The organism is Streptomyces sp. MI02-7b (assembly GCF_033793585.1).
Lineage (GTDB): Bacteria > Actinomycetota > Actinomycetes > Streptomycetales > Streptomycetaceae > Actinacidiphila.
Genome location: NZ_JARAWX010000004.1, coordinates 79,302 through 103,496, shown reverse-complemented (window position 1 = coordinate 103,496; position 24,195 = coordinate 79,302). Strand labels below are relative to the sequence as shown.

Genomic DNA, 24,195 nt, shown 5'->3' with positions numbered 1-24,195 from the left:
TGCCGAACGGTAGAATCGCCGGATCATGAGAGCTGACGCCGCACGCAACCTGACCGCCGTGCTCCAGGCCGGGGCCCGTCTCCTGGCCGAGGACCCGGGCACCTCCATGGCGGCCATCGCGGCGGCGGCGGGAGTGGACCGCACGACGGTCCACCGCCGCTTCGCCAACCGAGAGGCCCTGCTCAGCGCCGTCTTCCAGGCCAAGCTCGACTCCGCGGAACGCGTGCTGGACGAGGCCCGTCTGACCGAGGCACCGGTCCAGGTCGCCCTCCACCGCTACCTGGAGGGGATCATCCCCGTCAGCCGCCAATGGCCCGTCGACACGCGGCGCATGATGCAGAAGGACCCCGGGTCCCGCGTCCGCCGCGAGGAGCAGAGCGCACGGCTCGACGCCTTCGTCCGGCGCGCCATCGACGAGGGCTTCCTGCGGGCGGACGTCGACGCGGCGTGGGCGCGGGCGGTCCTCGACGGTCTGGTCGACTCCGTCGCCCACCGCTTCCCCGACGTGGACCCCCCGCGGGCCGCCGACCTCGTCGCCGCGACCCTCCTGAACGGCCTCGGCGCGGCCTGACCGCGAGCGGGCCGAGCGGGGTCAGCTCATCCGCAGGGCGAGGAAGAAGTCGACCTTGTCCTCCAGCCGGGACAGGTCACGGCCCGTCAACTGCTCGATGCGACCGATCCGGTAGCGCAGGGTGTTGACGTGCAGGTGCAGTCGGTTCGCGCAGCGCGTCCAGGAGCCGTCGCATTCCAGGAACGCCCCCAGGGTGGGGATCAGCTCCGCGCGGTGCCGCTGGTCGTACGCCCACAGCGGGTCCAGCAGCCGGGCCGTGAAGGCGCGGCGGACGTCGTCGGGCACGAAAGGCAGCAGCAGGACGTGGGAGGCCAGTTCCTCGTGGCCCGCGGCGCACACGCGGCCGGGGCGGGCGGCGGCGACCCGGCGGGCGTGACGGGCCTCCTCCAAGGCGCCGCGCAGCCCGTCGGCGGAGTGGACGGCGGCACTGACGCCTATGGAGAGGCGGCCGTCGCCGTCGAGTCCGCGGGTGAGGGGGGCGCGGAGCATGCCGAGCAGCCGCTGTGCGGAGAGCTCGGCCGCGGGGCCCCCGGTGTCGACGGAGGAGAGCGGGACGAGTGCCAGAGCCTCGTCGCCCGCGTGGGCCACGGCGATGCGGTCCGCGGGGTCCGAGCCGACCGCGGTGGGATCGACGAGGGCCTCCTCCAGCAGTGCCTGGGCCACCGGCCCGGACGGCACGCCGCCGCCCGTCCAGTCGACGCGGGCGACGACGATCTGCCAGTGGGGTGCCGCGCCGAGCCCCGGCGCGAGCACCGGAGCGGCGACCCGCAGCCGCGCGGCGATCTCGGACGGGGGCGCGCCGGCCTGGACCAGGTCCATCACCTCCGCGGCGAGCCGCCGCCGCACGGTCCGGGAGGCGTCGCGGCGCTCGCGTTCGACGGAGATGAGCTGGGTGACGCCATGGAGCAGGTCGAGCCGCTCGGCGGGCCACTCGCCGGCGTCGGCGTCGACGGCCAGGAACCAGTCGGAGAGCAGGGTGGCCCGGACGTCGGCCGCCGGGTCGCCGCTGCGGATCGGGAAGAGGGAGAAGGGGCGGCCCGCCGCGTACGCGCGGTGCGGGGCGGGCCGCCCCGTCCGGGACGCGGCGAGGTGCTCGCCGGCCAGTTCGGCGCGGACCGGCGCGGGCAGCGGGTGCCCGGACCCGGCGATGCGGCGCCCGGTCGTGGACAGCACCCAGGCACGCAGGTCCAGGTCGCTGCCGAGCAGGTCGAGGACGGCGTCCGGGCCCCCGCCCGCAGGACCCGAGGCCATCAGCCGGCGGTGCCGCTCGACGACGGCGGCCAGGTCGCCCGCGCGCTCGGTGGAGACCTGCCGTACGACGTGCTCGGTGATGGAGGCGAACGACACGTCCTCGTCCACCGCGAAGAGCGGCAGCCGGTGCCGGGCGCAGGCCAGCACCAGGTCGTCCGGGACGGGGCCGAGCTCGGCCTCGCCCGCCGCGAGGCCCGCGACCCCGGCCGCGGTGAGGATGCGGACGAAGCGTTCGGAGTCGGCGGGCTCGCGGCGCCAGGCCAGACCGGTCAGCACGAGCTCGCCGCCGGTGAGGTAGCGGCTGGGGTCCTTCAGGTCGGTGGTCATCACCCCGCGGACGGTGCGGTCGAGTTCCTCCTCGCCGCCGAGCAGCCGCAGGCCGAGGGCATCGGTGTCCAGGAGTGCGCGCAGCCGCATCGTCGTCGCCTTGTCTCGTCCGCCTCCGGTCCGGGGCGGTACCAGGGTGGCGCCCGGTGCATTGCGTCGGTGTTGCCACCACGATGCCGACAGGTTTCCGGTCCGCGATGTTCGGAGGAATCTACAAGGCAAGCCTACCGACCAGCCAAGTGCTTCATGTGTTCGGTGACTGCACCCGGACGGGTGCCTGGAAGTGTACTGAGTCACATCGCGTGAACAGGAGATGTGGACGAGCCATCCCGATCCTCGACGAGAAGAGAGCACCGCATGGACTTCCTGCGTCCCGCGAGCTGGGAGGAGGCGCTCGCCGCGAAGGCGGAGCGTCCCTCGGCCGTGCCCATCGCGGGGGGTACCGACGTGATGGTCGAGATCAACTTCGACCGGCGCCGCCCCGATGTCCTGCTCGACCTGAACCGCGTGGCCGAGCTCGAGGAGTGGGAGGTGGGGGAGAGCACCGTGCGGCTGGGCGCCTCCGTTCCCTACTCCCGCATCATGGAGCACCTGCGGCCGCAGCTGCCGGGCCTGGCCCTGGCCGCCCACACCGTCGGCTCCCCCCAGATCCGCAACCGCGGCAGCGTCGGGGGCAACCTCGGCGCCGCCTCCCCGGCCGGCGACGCGCACCCGGCGCTGCTGGCCGCCGGCGCCGAGGTCGAGGCCGTGTCGGTGCGCGGCACCCGGATGATCCCGGTCGAGGAGTTCTACACCGGTGTGAAGCGCAACGCGCTCGCCCCGGACGAGCTGATCCGCGCCGTCCACATCGACCGTGCCGACGGCCCCCAGCAGTTCTCCAAGGTCGGCACCCGCAACGCGATGGTCATCGCGGTCTGCGCCTTCGGCCTCGCCCTGCACCCCGCCACCCGCACGGTGCGCACCGGCATCGGATCGGCGGCGCCCACCCCGATCCGCGCCACCATCGCGGAGGAGTTCTTGAACGCGGCCCTGGAGGAGGGCGGATTCTGGGACAACGGCCGGATCATCACGCCCTCCGTGGCCCGGCAGTTCGCCGAGCTGGTGGCCGCCTGCGCGAGCCCCATCGACGACGTACGCGGCAGCGCCGCCTACCGGCGCCACGCACTGACCGTCATGGCCCGCCGCACCCTCGGCTGGACGTGGGACGAGTACCGCGGCAGCGCCCGCGGAGGGAAGGAGGGCCCCCGATGCGCGTGACCTTCACCGTCAACGGCCGCCGCCAGGAGGCCGACGACGTCTGGGAGGGCGAGAGCCTGCTGTACGTCCTGCGCGAGCGGATGGGCTTGCCCGGCTCCAAGAACGCCTGCGAGCAGGGCGAGTGCGGCTCGTGCACGGTCCGCCTGGACGGTGTCCCGGTGTGCGCCTGCCTGGTCGCCGCCGGACAGGTGCAGGACCGGGACGTCGTCACCGTCGAGGGGCTGGCTCAGTACGCCAAGGAGCGCGAGGCCGGCGCCCCCGCCGGCGGCACCGGCCTGGACACCGCCCAGCAGTGGCAGGCCCACCCCGGCGACGCGGACACCGTACTGTCGCCCGTCCAGCAGGCGTTCCTCGACGCCGGCGCCGTGCAGTGCGGCTTCTGCACCCCCGGCCTGCTGGTCGCCGCCGACGAACTGCTGGAGCACAACGCCCGGCCCACCGACGCCGACATCCGCGAGGCGCTGTCCGGCAACCTGTGCCGCTGCACCGGCTACGAGAAGATCCTCGACGCGGTCCGCCTCGCGGCCGCCCGCACCGGGGCGGAGGACTGACCGCGATGGGCGTGACCCGTACCCCGAGGCCCACCACCCAGGGCAGTGCGACCAAGGGCGGCGTCGGCGAGTCCACGCTGCGCCCCGACGGCCTGCTCAAGACCACCGGCGAGTTCGCCTACGCCTCGGACCTGTGGCACGAGGACATGCTGTGGGGGCACACGCTCCGCAGCCCGCACGCGCACGCCGAGATCGTTGCCATCGACATCTCCGCCGCCCTCGCGCAGCCCGGCGTGTACGCGGTCCTCACCTACGAGGACCTGCCGACCCGGGTGCGGCACTACGGGCTGGAGATCCGGGACACCCCCGTCCTCGCCCACGGCCGGGTCCGCCACCAGGGCGAGCCGGTGGCCCTGGTGGCCGCCGACCACCCGGAGACCGCACGCCGCGCCGCCGCGAAGATCCGCGTCGAGTACCGGCCGTTGCCCGTCGTGGTGGACGAGGCCACGGCGACCGCACCGGACGCGCCCCTCCTGCACGAGGGCCGCACCGACCACCACATCGGCCACGTCCCGCACCCCAACATCGTGCACCGGCAGCCGATCGTGCGCGGGAACGCCGAGGAGGCGGCCCGGCGCGCCGACGTCGTCGTCACCGGCGACTACGAGGTCGGTATGCAGGACCAGGCCTTCCTCGGCCCAGAGTCGGGGCTCGCCGTCCCGGCCGAGGACGGCGGCGTGGACCTGTACATCGCCACCCAGTGGCTGCACGCCGACCTCCGCCAGATCGCCCCGGTCCTCGGGCTGCCGGAGGACAAGGTGCGCATGACGCTCTCCGGAGTGGGCGGCGCTTTCGGCGGGCGCGAGGACCTGTCGATGCAGATCCACGCCTGCCTGCTGGCGCTGCGCACCGGCAAGCCCGTGAAGATGGTCTACAACCGCTTCGAGTCCTTCTTCGGCCACGTCCACCGGCACCCGGCGAAACTCCATTACGAGCACGGCGCCACCCGCGACGGCCGGATCACCCACATGAAGTGCCGGATCGTGCTCGACGGCGGCGCCTACGCCTCCTCCTCCCCGGCTGTCGTCGGCAACGCCGCGTCGCTGGGCGCCGGCCCGTACGTCATCGACGACGTGGACATCGAGGCGATCGCGCTGTACACCAACAACCCGCCCTGCGGCGCCATGCGCGGCTTCGGCGCCGTCCAGGCGTGCTTCGCCTACGAGGCGCAGATGGACCGGCTGGCCGCCGCACTCGACATGGACCCGGTCGAGTTCCGGCAGCTCAACGCCATGTCGCAGGGTGCGGTCATGCCCACCGGTCAGGTCGTGGACTCCCCGGCGCCGGTCGCCGAACTCCTGCGCCGCGTCAAGGCGATGCCGATGCCGCCGAAGGCGCAGTGGCAGGGCGCGGGCGGCGCGGTCGACGTGCGCGCCCTGCCGGGCGGGCTGTCCAACACCACGCACGGCGAGGGCGTCGTGCGCGGCGTGGGCTACGCGGTCGGCATCAAGAACGTCGGGTTCTCCGAGGGCTTCGACGACTACTCCACCGCCCGGGTCCGGCTGGAGGTCGTCGGCGGCGAGGCCGTCGCGACCGTGCACACCGCGATGGCCGAGGTCGGCCAGGGCGGGATCACGGTGCACGCGCAGATCGCCCGCACCGAGCTCGGCGTCACCCAGGTCACCATCGAACCGGCCGACACCCGGGTGGGTTCGGCCGGTTCGACGTCCGCCTCCCGGCAGACCTACGTCACCGGCGGCGCGGTCCGGCACGCCTGCGAGGCCGTGCGCGAGCGCGTCCTGGAGCGGGGCCGGGCCAGGTTCGGGACGTACCACCCGGCCTGGGCCAACGCCGAACTGCTCCTGGAGAGCGGCAAGGTGGTCACCGACGGCGGCGAGGTGCTGGCCCCGCTGGCCGAGGTCCTCGGCGACGAGGCCGTCGACATCGAGCTGGAGTGGCGGCACCGCCCGACCGAGCCGTTCGACCTGCGCACCGGTCAGGGCTCCGGTCACGTCCAGTACTCCTTCGCCGCGCACCGCGCGGTCGTGGAGGTCGACACCGAACTGGGGCTGGTGAAGGTCGTGGAACTGGCCTGCGCCCAGGATGTCGGCAAGGCACTGAACCCGCTGTCGGTCGTCGGCCAGATCCAGGGCGGCACGACCCAGGGCCTGGGCCTGGCCGTCATGGAGGAGATCATCGTCTCCGAGGGGGCCGAGGTGCGGAACCCGTCCTTCACGGACTACCTGATCCCCACCATCCTCGACACGCCGCCCATCCCCGTCGACGTGCTCGAACTCGCCGACCACCACGCCCCGTACGGGCTGCGCGGCGCCGGCGAGGCGCCCACCCTGTCCTCCACCCCGGCCGTCGTCGCCGCCATCCGCGCGGCGACCGGACTGCCCCTCAAGCGCGTACCGGTACGGCCTGAGCACCTCACCGGGATGTGACACAGGGTCAAGGAGCCTCCGCCATGCTGGACATCGCCGCCGAACTGCACCACTGGGCCGGGCAGGGCAGGCCGTTCGCCGTCGCGACCGTCGTCGCGGTCGGCGGCAGCGCCCCGCGGCAGCCCGGCGCCGCCCTGGCCGTCGACGCCGGGGGCGCCGCCGTCGGCAGTGTGTCCGGCGGCTGCGTCGAAGGGGCCGTCTACGAGTTGTGCCGGGAGGTGCTGGAGTCCGGCGATCCGGTGCTCCAGCGCTTCGGCTACGCCGACGACGACGCCTTCGCCGTCGGCCTGACCTGCGGAGGCGTCATCGACGTCCTCGTCCAGCGGATCGACCCGGGCGCCGAGCCGCATTACGCCGCGGCGCTGGCCGCCGCCGTCGCGGGCGACGCGGCCGCGCTGGCCAGGGTCGTACGGGGCCCGGCCGCGCTGCTGGGCAGGGGACTGCTCGTGCGCCCCGGCGGGGCGTACGAGGGCACCCTCGGCGACCCGCGCCTGGACCGCACCGCGGCCGCCGAGGCCCACGCGCTGCTGGACGCCGGACGCACCGCCGCCGCGTACATCGGCGCGGACGGCAGCCGCTGCGGCGAACCGGTGACGCTGCTGGTCGAGTCCGCCGTCCCGCCGCCGCGCATGCTGGTGTTCGGCGCCGTGGACTTCGCCGCCGCCCTGGTGCGGGTCGGCAGGTTCCTGGGGTACACCGTGACGGTCTGCGACGCCCGTCCGGTCTTCGCGACCGCGCGCCGCTTCCCCGACGCGGACGAGGTGGTCGTCGACTGGCCGCACCGCTACCTCGACCGGACCCCGGTCGACGGTCGCACCGTGGTCTGCGTGCTCACCCACGACGCCAAGTTCGACGTGCCGCTGCTGGAGCGCGCCCTGCGGCTGCCGGTCGGGTACGTCGGTGCCATGGGCTCCCGCCGCACCCATGAGCAGCGCCTGGAGCGGCTGCGCGCGACGGGCCTGAGGGAGGAGGAACTCGCCCGGCTGCACAGCCCCATCGGGCTCGACCTCGGCGCCCGCACCCCGGAGGAGACCGCGCTGTCCATCGCCGCCGAGATCGTCGCCCACCGGCGTGGCGGCTCCGGTGTGCCCCTGACCGGGGCGCACACGCCCATCCACCGCGACGACACCGTGCCGGCGGTGCCCGTCACTCCGGCGGCGTGACCGGCGCGAGTGCCTGCTCCGCCCAGATGACCTTGCCCTGGGCGGTGTAGCGGGTCCCCCAGCGCTCGGCGAACTGGGCGACGAGGAAGAGCCCCCGGCCGCCCTCGTCCGTGGTGGCCGCGTACCGCAGGTGCGGCGCGGTGCTGCCGGCGTCGGAGACCTCGCAGATGAGGGCGCGGTCCAGGATCAGCCGGACGTGGATGGGCTCGGCCCCGTAGCGGATGGCGTTGGTGATCAGCTCGCTCAGCAGCAGCTCGGTGGTGAAGGAGAGCTCCTCCAGACCCCAGGCCGCCAGTTGCCGTGCCACCGACGCCCTGACACCGGAGACCGCCGCCGGGTCGCCGGGCACGTCCCACTCGGCGACCCGGTCGCCGTCCAGCACCCGGGTCCGGGCGACGAGCAGGGCGATGTCGTCCTCGGGATCGGACGGCAGCATTGCGTCCAGCACGTCACGGCAGATCGCCTCGGGGCCCCGGCCCGGCCGCTCGGCCAGCACCCCGCGCAGCTGCTCCAGGCCCTCGTCGACGTCGCGCTCGCGGTCCTCGACGAGTCCGTCGGTGTACAGGACCAGGGTGCTGCCCTCGGGCAGCGCCAGCTCCACCGCCGTGAAGGGCATCCCGCCGAGGCCCAGCGGCGGTGCCTGGGGCAGTTCGGGGAACTCCACCGCGCCGTCGGGACGCACGACGGCGGGCAGCAGATGCCCGGCGCGGGCCAGGGTGCACACCCCGGAGACCGGGTCGTAGACCGCGTAGAGGCAGGTGGCGCCGGAGACCACGGCACCGGTGCCACCGGGCCCGGCGCCGGAGGCGGCGTCCGGGTCCGGGTCCGGGTCCGCGTCCGCTTCGGGGAGCGCGTCGGGCTGGTCCATCCGGCCGACCAGTTCGTCCAGGTGGCTCAGCAGCTCGTCGGGGGGCAGGTCCAGGGCGGTGAAGTTGTGCACCGCCGTGCGCAGCCGCCCCATCGTGGCCGCCGCGTGCAGGCCGTGGCCCACCACGTCCCCCACCACCAGGGCGACCCGGGCCCCGGGCAGGGCGAGCACGTCGAACCAGTCGCCGCTCACCCCCGCCTGCGCGGGCAGGTAGCGGTAGGCCGCGTCGATCGCGTTCAGCCGGGGAAGTTTCTGCGGCAGCAGACTGCGTTGCAGGGTCTCCGCCATGGTGTGCTCGCGGGTGAACCGTCGGGCGTTGTCGATGCACACCGCCGCGCGTGCCGCCAGCTCCTCGGCCAGCGACAGGTCCTCCTCGTCGAAGGGCAGGGTCTCCTGGGAACGCCAGAAGTTGACCATGCCGAGCAGCACGCCGCGTGCGCTCAGCGGCGCGCAGATCAGGGAGTGGATGCCGAAGGAGATGATCTTGGCGTTGCGCTCCGGGTCCTGCCGCTGCCAGCGCGGGGAGTCCGGGAGGCACGGTTCCAGGACCGCCCGGCCGGTAACCAGCCCGGCGGCCTGCGGACTCGACGGCTCGACCACCACCGGGTGCCCCTCCGGGCCCAGCGGCGGGTCCGGGCGGACCCCGTTCACCGCCACCCGGCGCATCGTCACCGCCGGGCCGGGCCGCAGCGGCTCCTCGCCGTGCAGCACCGGTTCGGCCAGGTCCACGGTGACGTAGTCGGCGAAGCGCGGGACGGCGATCTCCGCGAGCTCCTCCGCGGTGCGGGTGACGTCCAGCGTGGTGCCGATCGCCACGCTCGCGTCGTACAGCAGCCGCAGCCGGGTCCTGGCCGTCTCGGCGCGGCCGGACAGGGCGCGCAGCTCGGTGGCGTCGCGCAGGGTGGCCACGGAGCCGGGCGGGCCGCCGTTGCGGTCGGTGGGCCGGTTGTTCAGCACCAGGAGGCGGTCGCCGGCCGGCAGCACCTCGTCCGTCACGGTCCGGCCCGAGGACAGCAGCTCGTGGGCCCGCTCGTCCAGGCCGAGGTCGCCGACCAACCGGCCCTCGGAGTCCGCGGGCAGCCGGAGCAGCCGCCGCGCCTCGTCGTTGGCGAGCTGCAGCCGGCCGTCCCCGTCGAAGATGAGGACGCCCTCGCGGACCGCGTGCAGCACCGCGTCGTGGTGCTCGTACATGCGGGTCATCTCCAGCGGCCCGAGGCCGCCGGTCTGGCGCAGCAGCCGTCTGCTGATCAGCCAGGTGCCGCCCATGGCGAGCGCCATCGCCACGGCCGCGCTGCCCAGCAGGATGGGCAGCATGTGGTTGACCACCCCGCTGACCTTGGCGATCGTGATGCCCGCGGACACGATGCCGACGACCTTGCCCTGCGCGTCGAACACCGGCACGTTCGCCTGGATGAGCGGCCCGAGGGTGCCGGTGACGGTCTCCGTCACCACCTCTCCGTGCAGCGCGGGGCCGATGTCGCCGACGAACTTCTCGCCGATGCGGTCCGGTACGGGATGGGTGTACCGGGTCCCCTCGGTGTCGGTCACGACGATGAAGTCCACACCGGAGCGTTTGCGGGCCTCCTCGGCCCGCGGCTGGAGGGCCGCCGAGGGGTCCGGCGACGTCAGCGCCTGGGCGACCCCTGGGGCGCTGGCGAAGGCGGTGGCCACGGCCACCGAGCGGTGGCCCACTTCCAGCCGGCTGTCGTGCTGCGCCTGGACGAGCAGTTCGACCACCGCGGCGGCGACCAGCAGGAGCACGACCACGACCTGCAGCAGGAACACCTGACCGGCGACACTGCGTCCGGCCAGCAGAACGCGCAGGCCCCGGGCCGGCGGTTTTCGCGAGGCCTGCTGGTCGATGGGGCCCGCCATAGGGCTATGTCTACACGCACGGAACCGATGAGGCGACTGGTACGCCGGAGTACGTTCGGCGACCGACCGTCCGCCCGTACGGGACCGCCGGGGCACCGCCGGACGGGACCGGCGGTACCGTCCGGCGGCGGGTGCGCGGTGGTCAGCCGCGCAGGGGGGCCAGGGCGCGGCTCCAGGCGACGACCTCGTCGATGAGGGTCGACAGGGTGGCGGCCTGGTGCTCGCCGGGGGCGAACTCGGAGAAGTTGACGAAGTCGGTGAAGAGCGACAGGGCGACCTGGGTGCGCACGTCGGCCATCTTCAGCTCGCCGGCGATCAGCCGCAGGTGCTCGGCGGCGCGGGCGCCGCCGACGGCGCCGTAGGAGACGATGCCGACGGCCTTGTTGTTCCACTCGGAGAAGAGGTAGTCGATCGCGTTCTTCAGCACGCCCGAGGTGGAGTGGTTGTACTCCGGGGTGACGAAGACGAAGCCGTCGAAGCTCGCGATCTTCTGGGCCCACTCCTTGGTGTGGGCGTTCTGGTACTGGCCCATGGACGGCGGCAGGGGCTCGTCGAGGTGGGGAAGCGGGTAGTCCGCGAGGTCCACCAGTTCGAAGGTCGCGTCACTGCCGTGGCCCGCGGCCTGCTCGACGACCCAGTGGGCCACCTTCTCGCCGTTGCGGCCGGGGCGGGTGCTGCCGAGGATGATGCCGATCCTGGTCATGTCGGGAATCCCTGATCTGTGCAAGTGGAATATGGCGTTGAAGCTTCAAGTGAAGCGACCTCCGCACCCTAACAGACGAACTTGAAGCTTCAAGCCCATCCGATAGCCTGGTACCCATGACCGAGAAACCGGGTGGGCCGCGGGACCGCGAGGCGACGGAGCCACGCTGGCTGCGCGGCTCCGAGCTGGCGGCGTGGATGTCGATGTCCCGGGTCATGACGCTGCTGCTGCCGGCGCTGGAGCGGGAGCTGGAGCGCGACGCCGACCTGAACTGGATGGAGTACCACGTCCTCGCGATGCTCTCCGAGCAGGAGGGCCGCACGGTGCGGATGAGCGTGCTGGCCGACCGTGCGAGCTCGTCCCTGTCGCGGCTGTCCCATGTGGTCAAGCGTCTGGAGAAGCAGGGCTTCATCCGCCGCGAGACCGACCCGGACGACGGCCGGTACACCATGGCGATCCTCACGCCCGAGGGGTACGCGAAGCTGGTCGCCGCCGCGCCGGCGCACGTCGAGGCGGTACGGGAACTCGTCCTCGACGCGCTGGAGCCCGGTGAGATCGAGTCCCTCAAGCCCGCCTTCGACCGCATCTTCGCCGCCATCGACGCGGCCGAGTGCCGGCGCTGACGCCGCCGGACGTGGAGAGGGGCGCCGCGGGTGGCTCGTGGCCGACCCGCGGCGCCCCCGGCGCTCCCTGACGGATGGTCAGGAGTTCAACGGGGCCTTCACCGGGGAGAACGTGAAGGGGTACGCCGCGGTCGCCGCGGTCGCCGTGACCGCGGCGGCGGCCTTCCTCGCACGGTTGAGCCGGGACATGACGCTCCTCGGGTTGCCGGTGGGGGGACGCGCGGCTGCCGGTGGGGCGGCAGGGGAACCCGCGCGAACGGCACGGCCCGAGCCGACGTCGTCGTCGACGACCGTGAAACGAAGAGACAGGGCGCGCACGGCGTCCTGTGGTGCGGAACTGCTGTGCTGCGTGCGGTACTTACGCTAGGGGCGGCCCGGTGGCCGCTCAACGAGGGATGCCCCTCGCCCGGTTGCGTAGGGGAATCCCTCGGTGACTCACAGGCACCGGATCCGGCCGGATGTCGCGCCGGCCGGCCGCGCGGGTCAGCCCGCGCGGCGGGCCGCGGCGAGGCGGACGATGTCGACCCGTGAGCGGATGCCGAGCTTGCGGTAGACCCGGGTGAGGGTCGCCTCGACGGTCTTGACGCTGATGAACAGGGTCGCGGCGATCTCCCGGTTGGTGGAACCCTCCAGGACCAGGGAGGCGACCTGCCGCTCCATCGTGGCCAGCCCGTCCAGTTCCGGGGGAGCGGCCGTCGGCGACTCCGTCGCGGGACCGACCTGTTCGAGCCACGGCAGGGCCTTGGCGCGGCGGAAGAGACGGGCCGCCTCGTCCAGCGCGGCCTGGGCGGCGACCCGGTTGCGGCGTTCGGCCTCGACCTGGGCGAGGGCGAGGACCGCCCGCGCCTCCTCCAGGCCGTAGCCCAGCCCGGAGAGCCGCTGCCGGGCCACGGTGAGGACGGCCACCGCGCTCTCGGCGCTGCCACGGGCCGACAGCAGCATGCCCTCGGCGCGCTCCAGCACGGCGAGGATGCTGTGCCGCCTCAGCCGGACGGCGTGCGCGCGGGTCTCGTCGATGACCTCGCGCGCCTCGCCGAGCGCGCCGGTGAGGACGAGCGCCTCGGCCAGGTCGCCCTGCCACCGGCCGCGCGCGGGCTCGGTCACGCCCATCTCGCGTTCCAGTTCCCGCACCCGGCGCAGTGCCTCCACCGCGCCCTGCGGGTCCGCGCCGACCAGTCGCGCGTGCCCGAGCGCGTACAACGCCCGCGTCATGTAGGGCATGTCGCTGTCGGCCTCGGCCCGCCGCACCGCGTCCCCGGCCAGCGACAGGGCGCGCTCCACCGTGCCGCCCCCGGCCTCGGCCAGAGCGGCGATCTGCAGCGCGAAGCCCTCGCCGATGCCGATGTCCTCGGCCAGCCGCAGGCTCTCCCTGGCCAGTTCGAGGGCCGTTGCGCAGCGGCCGGAGCGCAGCTCGATCTCGGCCAGGCTGCGCACGGAGTAGACCTCGCTCTCCACCGCGCCGCGCTGCCGTGCCTCGCCGACCAGCCAGGTCAGCGCGGTGCGCGCCTCGTCGAGCTGGTCGCTCATCAGCAGGTAGCGGGAACGGATGTAGACCGGGCCGTTGTGGTTCATGGCGACGTCGGGGTCCTGCGGTTCCGCGGAGGCCAGCGCCAGGGTGGCGGCGGCGTCCGGGTGGCCCATCGTCGTCTCGTTGAGCGCCTTGAAGGACAGCGCGAGCAGTTCGGTCCGCCGGTCGCCCGCCTGCGCGGCGAGCGCCGCCGACCGGGCGGCCTCGGCGCGGGCCTGGTTGATCTGGCCGTCCACCAGGGCCCGCCAGGCGACCTGGTAGCGGACCAGGGCCTGCAACCGCGGGTCGTCACCCGCGTCCGCCAGGGCTTGCGGGTAGACGTCGTCGACCTCGGACAGAGCCTGGCCGACGGAGTCGATCACCACGATCCACGCCCGCACGCGGTCGGCGGGTGTGGTCGCGACCGCCAGCACCTCGCGGGCGGTGGCACGGGCCAGTTCGGGCTCCGCGGCGGTCAGCGCGTCCTCGGCGGCCCGCAGCCGCCGCTGGTCGGCGGTCGGGAGCGCGCCAGCCGGGGTGTGCCGGGCCGCCAGCAGGCCCAGTTGCGCGGCCATCGACGGGGCGCCGCGCAGCCGGGCCTCGTCCGCGGCCTCGGCCAGGCTCGCCGCGACCCGGCGGTCCTTGCCGGTCGTCGCCAGTGCCAGGTGCCGGGCGCGCTCGATCGGGTCGCCGGCCGCCGCGGCCAGTGCGGCGTGGGCGCTGCGCCGGTCCTCGGGGGTGGCCTCCGCGTACAGCGCCGCGGATATCAGCGGGTGGGCGAAGCGGATGAGCCCGCTGTGGTCGTGGTCCATCTCGACCAGGCCGAGCGAGGCCGCGACCCCGGTCTCGCTCTCGGCATTGGCCCGCCCGGCGCTGCGCAGTGTCGCCAGGGTGGGGCGGGCTCCCGCGCTGGCGATCAGGAGGGTGCGGCGGGTCTCGGCGGACAGCATCTCCAGCCGGTTGAGCACGAGCGCGCGCAGCGAGGTCGGCACCGGCAGCGGTTCGCCGGGCTGCGGCGGCGTCCGGCTCTCCGCCAGCGCGCGGCCCAGCTCCAGCGCGAACAGCGGATTGCCGCCGCTGGTGACATGGATGTCCCGGACGACGGCGCGCGGCAGCCCGGTGTGCCCGCGCGCTTCGAGGAGTTCGGAGACCTGGGGGCGGGACAGCGGCGTCACGCGCAGCGTCAGCGCGTCGTGCGGGAACGCCCACAGGTAGCGTTCCTGCTGGTCCTGCGGATCGGCGTCGGTGCGCACGGCGCCGAGCACCCGCACCGGCAGTCCCGCCACGCGGCGGGCGGCGAACGCCAGCAGTTCGGCGCTCGCCGGGTCCATCCACTGCAGGTCGTCCACGACGATCAGCACCGGTCCGCGCGCGGCGAGCGCGCGCAGCACCGACAGCACCGCCAGCCGCAGGGCCAGTCCGTCCCGTTGCAGCGAGGACTCGCCGCGTCCGGTCAGCGCCGACTCCAGCGCGGCGCGCTGCGGAGCGGGCAGGCCCTCGGACACCTCGCCGGCGACGAGCCCCAGCAGGTCGACCAGAGCGATGAAGGGGAGATGGGACTCCGATTCCGTCGCGGAACAACGCAGCACGGCGGTGGCCCCGCCGGCGCATTCGGCCGCGAGGGTCCGCAGGACGGTGGACTTACCGATTCCGGCCGGGCCGTACAGCAGGAGGCTGCCCCCGTCGGTCACATGCCCGCGGGCGCGCGCGAGCACATCACCTCGCCCAATCACCTGGTCGGGACGGGGTCTGGCCGGCACGTCGAAGACCTGCTCCACGGTCGCCGCTCCCCTCAGTCTCGTGTTCGGGACAATGTTAAGCAAAGGGCCATTGAAACCCGACAGGTATGTGGCTGGCAGAGTTTAGTGATTGTCCGCTATGCGGAATATCCCTCTGGTGCAGAATTTATATCCGGCGATGAGGGACGAAGTCCGGAAAAAGCCGGGACTCGCTCCGTCCTGACGTCCTTTCAGTGCCCGCGCTGCCCGGTGGTGAACCCCGGTTCCCTCGGTGACCGTCGCCGGCCTCCGGCGACCCGCGCGCTGAGCCATACGGGCGGGGTTGACGCACAGCGACGTGTCGTGGCCTCCTCGGGGCGTCCGGTGGCCGATCGTCGCTGTGGGAATGGTGACGGAGCGTCAGCCCCGCCCATGCCGTGGCCGCCGCCACGCCTCCAGCGGCGGCCACGGACCTGTCGGCGTTCCCTGGCCGGCCGCTACGGCAGCAGCCCCGCCCGGCGCGCCCTGACCACGGCCTCCAGGCGGCTGTGCGCGCCGAGCTTGCGCATGGCGGAGCGCAGATAGCTCTTGACGGTTTCCGGGCGCAGCCCCAGCCGGTCGGCCGCCGCGGCGTTGGTGGCGCCGCCGGCGACGCAGGCGAGGACGTCGATCTCGCGGACGGACAGCGGGGTGTGCCGGGCCCCCGGATCGGGCGGGGCGGCCGAGGCGAGGGACGCGGCGGCCAGCCGGCCGCAGGCGGCGAGCAGTTCCTGCCGCAGCAGGGGGTCGGCGACGCGGTGGGCGAGGGCGCGCAGTTCCCCGTGGGCCTCGCGGACCTCCTCCCACGCCGCCGGGTCGCCGGCCGTCGGCTGGCGGCAGGTGGAGAGCAGTCGGTCCGCCTCGTCGCGCACCACGAGCCGGTGCTCCAGTTCGCGGGCGGCCTCGACGGCGGCGCTGACCGGCCGGTCGCCGAGCGCGGCCGGGTGGCGCAGCGCGCCGTACAGGACGCCCCGCACCCGGCGGCGTACGACCACCGGTACCGCGAGCACCGAGCGCAGACCCTCGGCGGCCACGGCCGCGTCGTACTCGTGGCTGATCACGCGCGAGGCGCCGTAGTCGGTGACCGCCAGCGGCCGGCCCAGCGCGATGGTCTTTCCGCCCAGGCCGTTGCCCAGGGTGACGGCGAGCCCCTGCAACGAGGCGGTGGCGGTGCCGGACAGCTCGGATATGCGCAGTTCACGGGGGTCGGGGAGCAGCCCGCCGAAGGCCACCGGCAGCCCGCTGGCACGCCGCATCCGCAGCAGTGCCGCCCGCAGCTCCGCCGCCTCGCCCGTGCCCGTCCCGCTTCCCGTCATCTCCCCGCCGCGCCTTCACCCCCGATCGGGGGTAGAGCTCTGCCGCTGACAACAGGATGCTACTGAGGGGGCAGGCAATAAGGAGGACACATGGCGGCAACCAGCCGGACAGACGAGTTCCGGTCGGCCCGGGACTTCCTGCTGCGCCACCGGGAGGACTACAAGACGGCGTACGAGGGCTTCCGCTGGCCGCGGCCCGAGCACTTCAACTGGGCGCTCGAGTGGTTCGACGTGATCGCCGAGGGCAACGACCGCCCGGCGTTGCACATCGTCGAGGAGGACGGCGCCGAGACCGTCGTCTCGTTCGCCGCCATGTCCGAGCGGTCCCACCGGGTGGCCGGCTGGCTGCGTGAGCGGGGCGTGCGCGCCGGTGACCGGATCGTCGTCATGCTCGGCAACCAGGTCGAGTTGTGGGAGACCGCGCTGGCCGCCATGAAACTGCGCGCCGTGGTCATCCCGGCCACCCCCCTGCTGGGGCCCGCCGACCTCACCGACCGTGTGGAGCGCGGGCGGGCCCGGCATGTGGTCGTCCGCTCCGCGGACACCGCCAAGTTCGACGCGGTGCCGGGCGAGTACACCCGGATCGCGGTCGGCGGCGCTCCGGAGGGCTGGCTCGCGTACGAGGACGCCGCGGCGGCCGCCGCGGACTTCACGCCGGACGGCGAGACCCGCGCCGACGAGCCGCTGATGCTCTACTTCACCTCGGGCACCACCGCCCGGCCCAAGCTCGTCGAGCACACCCATGTGTCCTATCCCGTGGGCCACCTGGCCACCATGTACTGGATCGGCCTGCGCCCCGGCGACGTCCACCTCAACATCTCCTCGCCGGGCTGGGCCAAGCACGCCTGGTCCAACCTGTTCGCGCCGTGGAGCGCCGAGGCGACCGTCTTCATCCACAACTACACGCGCTTCGACGCGGGCCGCCTCATGGCCGAGATGGACCGGGCCGGCGTCACCAGCTTCTGTGCCCCGCCGACCGTGTGGCGCATGCTGATCCAGGCCGACCTGAGCGCGCTGCGCACGCCGCCGCGCGAGGTCGTCGCCGCCGGGGAACCGCTGAACCCCGAGGTCATCGAGCACGTGCGGCGCGCCTGGGGGCTCACCATCCGGGACGGCTTCGGCCAGACCGAGACCGCCGTCCAGGTCGCCAACCCGCCCGGCCAGCCGCTCAAGGCGGGCTCGATGGGCCGTCCGAGCCCGGGCTACGTCGTGGAGCTGGTGGACCCCGTCACCGGCAAGCCCGGCGACGAGGGCGAGATCTGCCTGGACCTGTCCGCCCGTCCGGTCGGCCTGATGACCGGCTACGCGGGGGAGCCGGAGCGGACCGCAGAGGCGATGGCCGGCGGCTACTACCGCACCGGTGACATCGGCTCGCGCGACGCCGACGGCTACATCACCTACGTGGGCCGCTCGGACGACGTCTTCAAGGCCTCCGACTACAAGATCAGCCCGTTCGAGCTGGAGAGCGCCCTGCTGGAGCACGACGCCGTCGCCGAGGCGGCCGTCGTCCCGTCGCCCGATCCGCTGCGGCTGGCCGTGCCCAAGGCGTACGTGGTGCTCGCCGAGGGCTGGGAGCCGGGCGCGGAGACCGCGGCAGCGCTCTTCGCGCACTCCCGGGAGGTGCTCGCCCCGTACAAGCGGGTGCGCGTCCTGGAGTTCGCCGACCTGCCCAAGACCGTCTCCGGCAAGATCCGCCGCATCGAGTTGCGGCAGCGCACCGCCGAGCGCTCCACCGGCACCGAGTACCGCGAGGAGGACCACACGTGACCGCACCCGCGGAACCGGCGGCGACCGTGGAGCCCATGGAGCTCTCCTACGCGAGCGGCACCGGCACCACCCCGCTGCTCGGCGACACCATCGGCCGCAACCTCGCCCGCGCCGTGGCCGCCTGGCCGGACCGCGAGGCCCTGGTCGACGTGGCCGGCGGCCGCCGCTGGACGTACGCGCAGTTCTCCGCCGCCGTGGACGACGTGGCGCGCGGTCTGCTCGCCAAGGGCGTCGCCAAGGGAGACCGGGTCGGGATCTGGGCGGTCAACTGCCCGGAGTGGGTGTTCGTGCAGTACGCCACCGCCCGCATCGGCGCGATCATGGTCAACATCAACCCGGCCTACCGGGTGCACGAACTGGCCTACGTCCTGCGCCAGGCCGGCATCGAGGTCCTGGTCTCCTCCACCGCGTACCGCGACAGCGACTACCGGGCCATGGTCGACCAGGTCCGCCCGCAGTGCCGGTCGCTGAGCGAGGTCGTGTACATCGGCGACCCCGGCTGGGACGCGCTCGTGGCAGCCGGCGCCCATGTGCCGTACGAGCAACTGGAGGAACGCGCCGCCGAGTTGTCCTGCGACGACCCGGTCAACATCCAGTACACCTCCGGCACCACCGGCTTCCCCAAGGGCGCGACGCTCTCGCACCACAACATCCTCAACAACGGCTTCTTCGTGGGGGAGTCGATCGCGTACACCGAGCAGGACCGGGTCTGCCTGCCGGTGCCCTTCTACCACTGCTTCGGCATGGTGATGGGCAACCTCGGCGTCACCTCGCACGGCGGCTGCATCGTCATTCCGGCACCCACCTTCGACCCGGCGGCCACACTGCGGGCGGTGGAGCGGGAGCGCTGCACCTCGCTCTACGGGGTGCCGACGATGTTCATCGCGGAGCTCAACCTGCCCGACTTCGCGACGTACGACCTGTCCTCGCTGCGCACCGGCATCATGGCGGGCTCGCCCTGCCCGGTGGAGGTCATGAAGCGGGTCGTCGCCGAGATGCACATGGCCGAGGTCTCCATCTGCTACGGGATGACCGAGACGTCGCCGGTCTCCTGCCAGACCCGCCGCGACGACGACCTCGAACGCCGTACGGGCACCGTCGGCCGGGTCCTGCCGCACATCGAGGTCAAGGTCGTCGACCCGGACGGCGTGACCGTCCCGCGCGGCGTGGCGGGCGAACTGTGCACCCGCGGCTACTCGGTGATGCTCGGTTACTGGGACGAGCCGGAGAAGACCGCCGAGGCGATCGACGCGGGCCGCTGGATGCACACCGGCGACCTCGCGGTGATGCGCGAGGACGGCTACCTGCAGATCGTCGGCCGCATCAAGGACATGATCATCCGCGGCGGGGAGAACGTCTATCCGCGAGAGATCGAGGAGTTCCTGTACGGGCACCCCAAGATCGCCGATGTGCAGGTGGTCGGCGTCCCCGACGAGCACTACGGCGAGGAGATCCTCGCCTGCGTGATCCTCAAGGACCCGGCCGAGGCGCTCACCGTCCAGGATCTCGCCGACTACTGCCGCGGCCGGCTGGCGCACTACAAGGTGCCCCGCCATCTGCGGCTCATGGAGGCCTTCCCGATGACGGTCAGCGGCAAGGTGCGCAAGATCGAGCTGCGGGAGTCGTTCAGCCCGCGGTGACGGCTTCGGTGGCCGCCGCGATCCGCAGGGCCACCTCGCGCGGCGGCACGCCCGTGGTGTCCACCACGGTGCCCTCGGCACGCAGCCACGGCAGGGCCGCCTCGTACGCCGCGAGGTGGTCCAGCCGCCACTGCCGTCCGCCGGTCTCGACGGCGTCGTCCTCGATGCGTCGCGTCAGGGTCGCGCTGTCGGTGTGCAGGACGAAGTGCCGCACGGTCAGGCCCTGTCGGGCCAGGCCGTCGCGGATCTCCGTCCAGTACGCCCGCACGACCACGGTCTGCGGAACGATCAGCGGACCGCCGAGGAAGCGCTGCACCTGCGCGATCGACTCCACGGCCAGGGCGCGCCACGGCGGCCACTCCTGGAAGTCCCGCACCGGCGCGGGCTCCGCCAGCACATGGCGCAGCATGAAGCCGACGTACTCGGTGTCGAGGACATGGGCCCCGGGCAGCAGGCGGGTTAGTTCCGCGGAGGTCGTGGTCTTGCCCGCCCCGAAGGCCCCGTTCAGCCAGACGATCGCGCTCATCGGGCGATTATGGCACCGCGGTCGCGCTCGCCTGCGGGCCGGATCACCGGATCAGCACCTGTCCCTGAGGGCGATGAACGTCCAGTCCTCACGGGTTCCGAGGTTCGCGAAGGGCCACGCGGAGTGGGTGACGGACAGGGTCCAGCCGCGCCGGGCGTACCGGACGGAGCCGGGCGACTGCCTCGGCGCACGGTCGAGCCGCCGCCAGCCGTGCCGGCGCAGGCTCGCGGTGATGCGGGAGGCCGTACCGCGCGCCTCCACGGGGCCGATGTCCTTCGTCACCAGGCACTCCTCGCGCAGTGGGCGCCCGTGCCCGCCGGTGCCGGCGACGAGCACGCCGGTCACGGTGTGCGTCTCGGACACGGCACCCGCCTCCTGCGTCACGGCGGCGATGTCGGCCGTGACGGCCGCCCTGCTCATCGGCTTCTCCGCGATCGCCGCGTCGCCGGCCGTTCCCCACACCACGGCCGCCGCCAGCGCGGCCGTCGCCGCCCGCCCCGCCCTTCGTGCCCGTGACCCCATGCGCGCGTCAGACGCTGTCGCTCCCGGCGGCGCCGCTGTCCGGTGCGTCGCCGCGGTTGGGGCCCAGGCACAGGACGAACCGGGTGGACCCGTGCTCCTGGGAGAAGGCGGCCACACTGCCGGGGTGCGCGCCGCACAGGCTGGTGTCGGTGGTGCCCTCCAGGCGGTCGACCACCTTGTACTGGGCCTTGGGGGAGGCGCAGTCCACGACCGAGACATCGGGGAAGAGCGGGTCGCCGCCGGCGTGCACGCAGTCGCCGACGGCGGCGTACTCGGCGTCGTCGTGAAGGAAGAACCAGAGCGCCCCGACGATCGCGAACGGGAGCAGCAGGCCGAGGGCGACCGGACGAAGGAACAGGGGCCTGCCGGGGTCGGCGGGTCTGCGCGGGGCGCCGGGCACGGGCTCGCCGAGCCGCTTGATCTTCACCCACTGCCTGATGTTGAGCAGCATGACGATGGGGTTGATCAGCATCGACGCCGCGCCCCACCAGCCCTGCACCATGCTGTCGCCGGTCATCTTGCGGACCGCGGCGAGGCCGCAGGACCGGCAGAACATGCCCCGGACCTTCAGCCACTTCATGATGACGATCATGCCCTGATGGCCGCGCACGGTGGCGGCCGTCGCGGGCACCGAGCCGCAGTAGCTGCACGAGGGGCCGTAACCCGGGACGTCGACGCTCATCGACTTCTGCGGCAGGTACGGCCACGGGAACGGGTAGAGCGACGGCGGCCGCTGCGCATCGGACTGGGGTTGTCCCTGCGGCTGTTCCCGCGCCTGGGTCTGCGTCGCGGGCTGAGGCGCGGGCGCGGGCGGAGTCGGTGTGGTCACGGAGGTCCCCCCCGGGATCTGCGGTGCTGAAGCGCGGTGCTGATGTGCGGATGGAGCCTCCGCACCCTACTGGTCCGTACAGGTGTTCCACCACGGATTTCGGCACCGGCACCGCCCCATCTTCTTGACCGGTGCGCTCGGCACGCCCTATGTTCGATGTAGTTCCACATGGCAAAAGTATCTTTCCGTATCGCGGAAATATAGAGGGTGGGCTAGGGCGCGACACCTGGACCGCAGGACGACGCAGGAGTGAGCGAATGCCTCGAATGACCGCCGCCCGAGCGGCTGTGGAGATCCTCAAGCGGGAAGGCGTCGACACCGCGTTCGGTGTGCCCGGTGCCGCGATCAACCCCTTCTACGCGGCCCTCAGGGCCTCCGGCGGCATCGCCCACACCCTCGCCCGCCATGTCGAGGGCGCCTCCCACATGGCGGAGGGCTACACCCGTACCGCGCCGGGGAACATCGGCGTCTGCATCGGCACCTCCGGCCCGGCGGGCACCGACATGATCACCGGTCTCTACTCGGCCATCGGCGACTCGATACCGATCCTGTGCATCACCGGCCAGGCACCCACCGCGGTGATCCACAAGGAGGACTTCCAGGCCGTCGACATCGCCTCCATCGCCGGGCCCGTCACCAAGGCCGCGACCACCGTGCTGGAGGCCGCGCAGGTCCCCGGCGTCTTCCAGAAGGCGTTCCACCTGATGCGCTCCGGCCGCCCCGGCCCGGTCCTGGTCGACCTGCCGGTGGACGTCCAGCTCACCGAGATCGAGTTCGACCCCGAGACGTACGAGCCGCTGCCGGTCTGGAAGCCCGCGGCCGGCCGGCGGCAGATCGAGAAGGCGCTGGCGATGCTGAACGCCGCGCAGCGCCCGCTGATCGTCGCCGGCGGCGGCGTCATCAACGCCGACGCCTCCTCCCTGCTCGTGGAGTTCGCCGAGCTGACCGGCACCCCGGTCGTGCCGACCCTGATGGGCTGGGGAGCCATCGCGGACGACCATCCGCTGAACGCCGGGATGGTGGGCCTGCAGACCTCGCACCGCTACGGCAACGCGACGTTCCTGGAATCCGACTTCGTGCTCGGCATCGGCAACCGCTGGGCCAACCGGCACACCGGCCGCATCGACGTCTACACCGCGGGCCGCACCTTCGTGCACGTCGACATCGAGCCCACCCAGATCGGCAGGATCTTCGCGCCGGACTACGGCATCACCTCCGACGCCGCGGCCGCCCTGGAACTCTTCGTCGACGTCGCCCGGGAGCTGAAGGAGGCCGGGCGGCTGCCGGACCGCGCCGCCTGGGCGGCGTCCGCGCGCGAGCGCAAGGCCACGCTGCACCGCCGCACGCACTTCGACGACATCCCGATGAAGCCGCAGCGGGTGTACGAGGAGATGAACAAGGCGTTCGGACCCGAGACCCGGTACGTCTCCACCATCGGGCTCTCCCAGATCGCCGGGGCCCAGATGCTGCACGTCTACCGGCCGCGGCACTGGATCAACTGCGGTCAGGCCGGGCCGCTGGGCTGGACGGTCCCGGCGGCCCTGGGGGTGGCGAAGGCGGACCCGGAGGCGTCCGTGGTGGCCCTGTCCGGCGACTACGACTTCCAGTTCATGATCGAGGAACTGGCGGTCGGCGCGCAGCACCGCATCCCGTACGTGCACGTCCTGGTGAACAACGCCTATCTGGGCCTGATCCGCCAGGCGCAGCGCGCCTTCGACATCGACTTCGAGGTCAACCTGGAGTTCGAGAACGTCAACTCGCCCGAACTGGGCGGCTACGGCGTCGACCACGTCAAGGTCGCGGAGGGCCTGGGCTGCAAGGCGCTGCGGGTCACCGACCCGGCGGAACTGGGCGCCGCCTTCGAACTGGCGAAGAAGCTCGCCGCCGAGCACCGGGTGCCGGTGGTGGTCGAGGCGATCCTGGAGCGCGTCACCAACATCGCGATGAGCGTCACCAACGACATCGGCAACGTGGTGGAGTTCGAGGAACTGGCCACCGAGCCGGGCCACGCTCCCACCGAGATCCTCCCGCTCGCCGGCACCTGACCGCCGGCGTGGTGTCCGGCCGCCGCATCCCGGCCCGATTCCGGCGGGTGCGGCGGCCGGCCTCACCCGGAGCGTGCGGCCGCCCCGCCTACAGCGGTCCGAAGAGCCAGTTGCCGGGGGCCGCGGGATCGGTGCCGATGTAGTAGGCGCGGATCGCCGTCACGAGGTCGGACGTGCTCACCAGGCCGTCGCCGTCGGTGTCGAGACGGTCGAAGGCCGCGACGACCGCGGAGGCCGGGGTGTTGAACGCACGCTGCAGGATCTCGAACTCCCCGCGCTGGACCCGCCCGTCACCGTCGGTGTCGCAGAGCTGGACGACCGCCTCGGCGGCGGGATGGAAGACGGGGTCGAAGGCCGGGCCCTCGATGAAGGCCCGGGTCATGCCGTGGCGGTACTCCTCGGAGGACAGCCGCCCGTCGCGGTCGCCGTCGGCATAGGCCGCGAGCTCCGCCCAGACGGCGTCGAGGCGCACCACGACCGACCTGCCCTTCGGCGAGGTGGGGGACTGGCCGAAACCGTGAATCAGCCGCGCGCCGACGTCCTGCAAGTCGGCGCGCTCGGCATACCCGTTGCCGTCCGTGTCCAGACGGCGGAAGGATATGTCGAGTTTGCGCTTCAAGAGGGCGGTAGACATCGCTGCGTCCTGACGTAGTCCTGGGGTCTCCTGGAGTCGGGAGAGGGGAACCTCTCGATGTTCCCCCGGGAGCGCC

At 73.1% G+C, this 24,195-nt stretch carries 18 protein-coding genes; 9 read left to right on the top strand and 9 right to left on the bottom strand.

The window, feature by feature from the left end; all coding sequences use genetic code 11:
* Positions 1 to 25: 25 nt before the first annotated feature.
* Entirely contained in the window at positions 26 to 571 is a 546-nt protein-coding gene (locus PV364_RS07465) for a TetR/AcrR family transcriptional regulator (protein WP_319658925.1), read from the top strand.
* A gap of 21 nt (positions 572 to 592) precedes the next feature.
* Here the strand turns inward: PV364_RS07465 and PV364_RS07460 are convergent, their stop codons facing one another.
* Entirely contained in the window at positions 593 to 2,239 is a 1,647-nt protein-coding gene (locus PV364_RS07460; protein WP_319658924.1) for a PucR family transcriptional regulator, read from the bottom strand.
* A gap of 267 nt (positions 2,240 to 2,506) precedes the next feature.
* Between PV364_RS07460 and PV364_RS07455 the strand changes: the two genes are divergently transcribed.
* The 4 genes from PV364_RS07455 to PV364_RS07440 are packed head-to-tail and all read left to right on the top strand — an operon-like array spanning position 2,507 to position 7,507.
* A complete protein-coding gene (locus tag PV364_RS07455) occupies positions 2,507 to 3,406 on the top strand; it encodes an FAD binding domain-containing protein (RefSeq protein ID WP_319658923.1) in 900 nt (299 codons plus the stop codon).
* Positions 3,397 to 3,957, top strand: coding sequence for a (2Fe-2S)-binding protein (locus tag PV364_RS07450; RefSeq protein WP_319658922.1), 561 nt, complete (start codon positions 3,397 to 3,399; stop codon positions 3,955 to 3,957). Before PV364_RS07455 ends, PV364_RS07450 begins: the two co-directional genes overlap by 10 nt.
* 5 nt (positions 3,958 to 3,962) lie before the next feature.
* The gene (pucD, locus tag PV364_RS07445) at positions 3,963 to 6,344 is read left to right on the top strand and encodes a xanthine dehydrogenase subunit D (RefSeq protein WP_319658921.1); all 2,382 of its coding nucleotides are present in this window, start codon (positions 3,963 to 3,965) and stop codon (positions 6,342 to 6,344) included.
* 23 nt (positions 6,345 to 6,367) lie between these two features.
* Entirely contained in the window at positions 6,368 to 7,507 is a 1,140-nt protein-coding gene (locus PV364_RS07440) for an XdhC/CoxI family protein (protein WP_319658920.1), read from the top strand.
* Here PV364_RS07440 and PV364_RS07435 read toward each other — a convergent pair.
* Both PV364_RS07435 and PV364_RS07430 read right to left on the bottom strand, forming a co-directional pair.
* Positions 7,491 to 10,250, bottom strand: coding sequence for a SpoIIE family protein phosphatase (locus tag PV364_RS07435; RefSeq protein WP_319658919.1), 2,760 nt, complete (start codon positions 10,248 to 10,250; stop codon positions 7,491 to 7,493). The genes PV364_RS07440 and PV364_RS07435 overlap by 17 nt on opposite strands.
* A gap of 142 nt (positions 10,251 to 10,392) precedes the next feature.
* On the bottom strand, positions 10,393 to 10,953 hold the full coding sequence (locus PV364_RS07430; protein WP_319658918.1) for an NAD(P)H-dependent oxidoreductase: 561 nt from the start codon (positions 10,951 to 10,953) through the stop codon (positions 10,393 to 10,395).
* A gap of 116 nt (positions 10,954 to 11,069) precedes the next feature.
* On the opposite strand from PV364_RS07430, the gene PV364_RS07425 reads away from it, so the two are divergent.
* Positions 11,070 to 11,576: a MarR family winged helix-turn-helix transcriptional regulator gene (locus PV364_RS07425; protein ID WP_319658917.1), complete on the top strand. Its 507-nt coding sequence runs from the start codon at positions 11,070 to 11,072 to the stop codon at positions 11,574 to 11,576.
* Between the two features lie 483 nt (positions 11,577 to 12,059).
* Here PV364_RS07425 and PV364_RS07420 read toward each other — a convergent pair whose 3' ends face one another.
* On the bottom strand, positions 12,060 to 14,861 hold the full coding sequence (locus PV364_RS07420; RefSeq protein WP_319658916.1) for an ATP-binding protein: 2,802 nt from the start codon (positions 14,859 to 14,861) through the stop codon (positions 12,060 to 12,062).
* 437 nt (positions 14,862 to 15,298) lie between these two features.
* A complete protein-coding gene (locus tag PV364_RS07415) occupies positions 15,299 to 16,156 on the bottom strand; it encodes a helix-turn-helix transcriptional regulator (protein WP_319658915.1) in 858 nt (285 codons plus the stop codon).
* Between the two features lie 90 nt (positions 16,157 to 16,246).
* Here PV364_RS07415 and PV364_RS07410 point away from each other — a divergent pair, with 90 nt between their 5' ends.
* Together PV364_RS07410 and PV364_RS07405 are read left to right on the top strand one after the other, a co-directional pair.
* Complete coding sequence (locus PV364_RS07410) at positions 16,247 to 17,923, top strand: AMP-binding protein (RefSeq protein ID WP_319658914.1); 1,677 nt, start codon at positions 16,247 to 16,249, stop codon at positions 17,921 to 17,923.
* A 35-nt stretch (positions 17,924 to 17,958) separates the two neighbouring features.
* On the top strand, positions 17,959 to 19,563 hold the full coding sequence (locus PV364_RS07405; RefSeq protein ID WP_319659237.1) for an AMP-binding protein: 1,605 nt from the start codon (positions 17,959 to 17,961) through the stop codon (positions 19,561 to 19,563).
* Here PV364_RS07405 and PV364_RS07400 read toward each other — a convergent pair.
* Genes PV364_RS07400 through PV364_RS07390 form a run of 3 tightly spaced genes read right to left on the bottom strand, consistent with a single transcriptional unit; the run spans position 19,550 to position 21,440 of the window.
* Positions 19,550 to 20,089: an AAA family ATPase gene (locus tag PV364_RS07400; RefSeq protein ID WP_319658913.1), complete on the bottom strand. Its 540-nt coding sequence runs from the start codon at positions 20,087 to 20,089 to the stop codon at positions 19,550 to 19,552. The genes PV364_RS07405 and PV364_RS07400 overlap by 14 nt on opposite strands.
* Before the next feature lie 51 nt (positions 20,090 to 20,140).
* Positions 20,141 to 20,611 (bottom strand): hypothetical protein, encoded by a 471-nt coding sequence (locus PV364_RS07395; protein ID WP_319658912.1) that lies wholly within the window; start codon positions 20,609 to 20,611, stop codon positions 20,141 to 20,143.
* Between the two features lie 7 nt (positions 20,612 to 20,618).
* Positions 20,619 to 21,440, bottom strand: a complete 822-nt coding sequence (locus tag PV364_RS07390) for a hypothetical protein (protein ID WP_319658911.1) — start codon at positions 21,438 to 21,440, stop codon at positions 20,619 to 20,621.
* Between the two features lie 257 nt (positions 21,441 to 21,697).
* Here PV364_RS07390 and gcl point away from each other — a divergent pair, with 257 nt between their 5' ends.
* Positions 21,698 to 23,485 carry a glyoxylate carboligase gene (gene gcl / locus PV364_RS07385; protein WP_319658910.1) on the top strand — a complete coding sequence of 596 codons (1,788 nt, stop codon included), beginning with the start codon at positions 21,698 to 21,700 and terminating at the stop codon, positions 23,483 to 23,485.
* 88 nt (positions 23,486 to 23,573) lie between these two features.
* Here gcl and PV364_RS07380 read toward each other — a convergent pair whose 3' ends face one another.
* Complete coding sequence (locus tag PV364_RS07380) at positions 23,574 to 24,119, bottom strand: EF-hand domain-containing protein (RefSeq protein ID WP_319658909.1); 546 nt, start codon at positions 24,117 to 24,119, stop codon at positions 23,574 to 23,576.
* Positions 24,120 to 24,195: the final 76 nt, after the last annotated feature.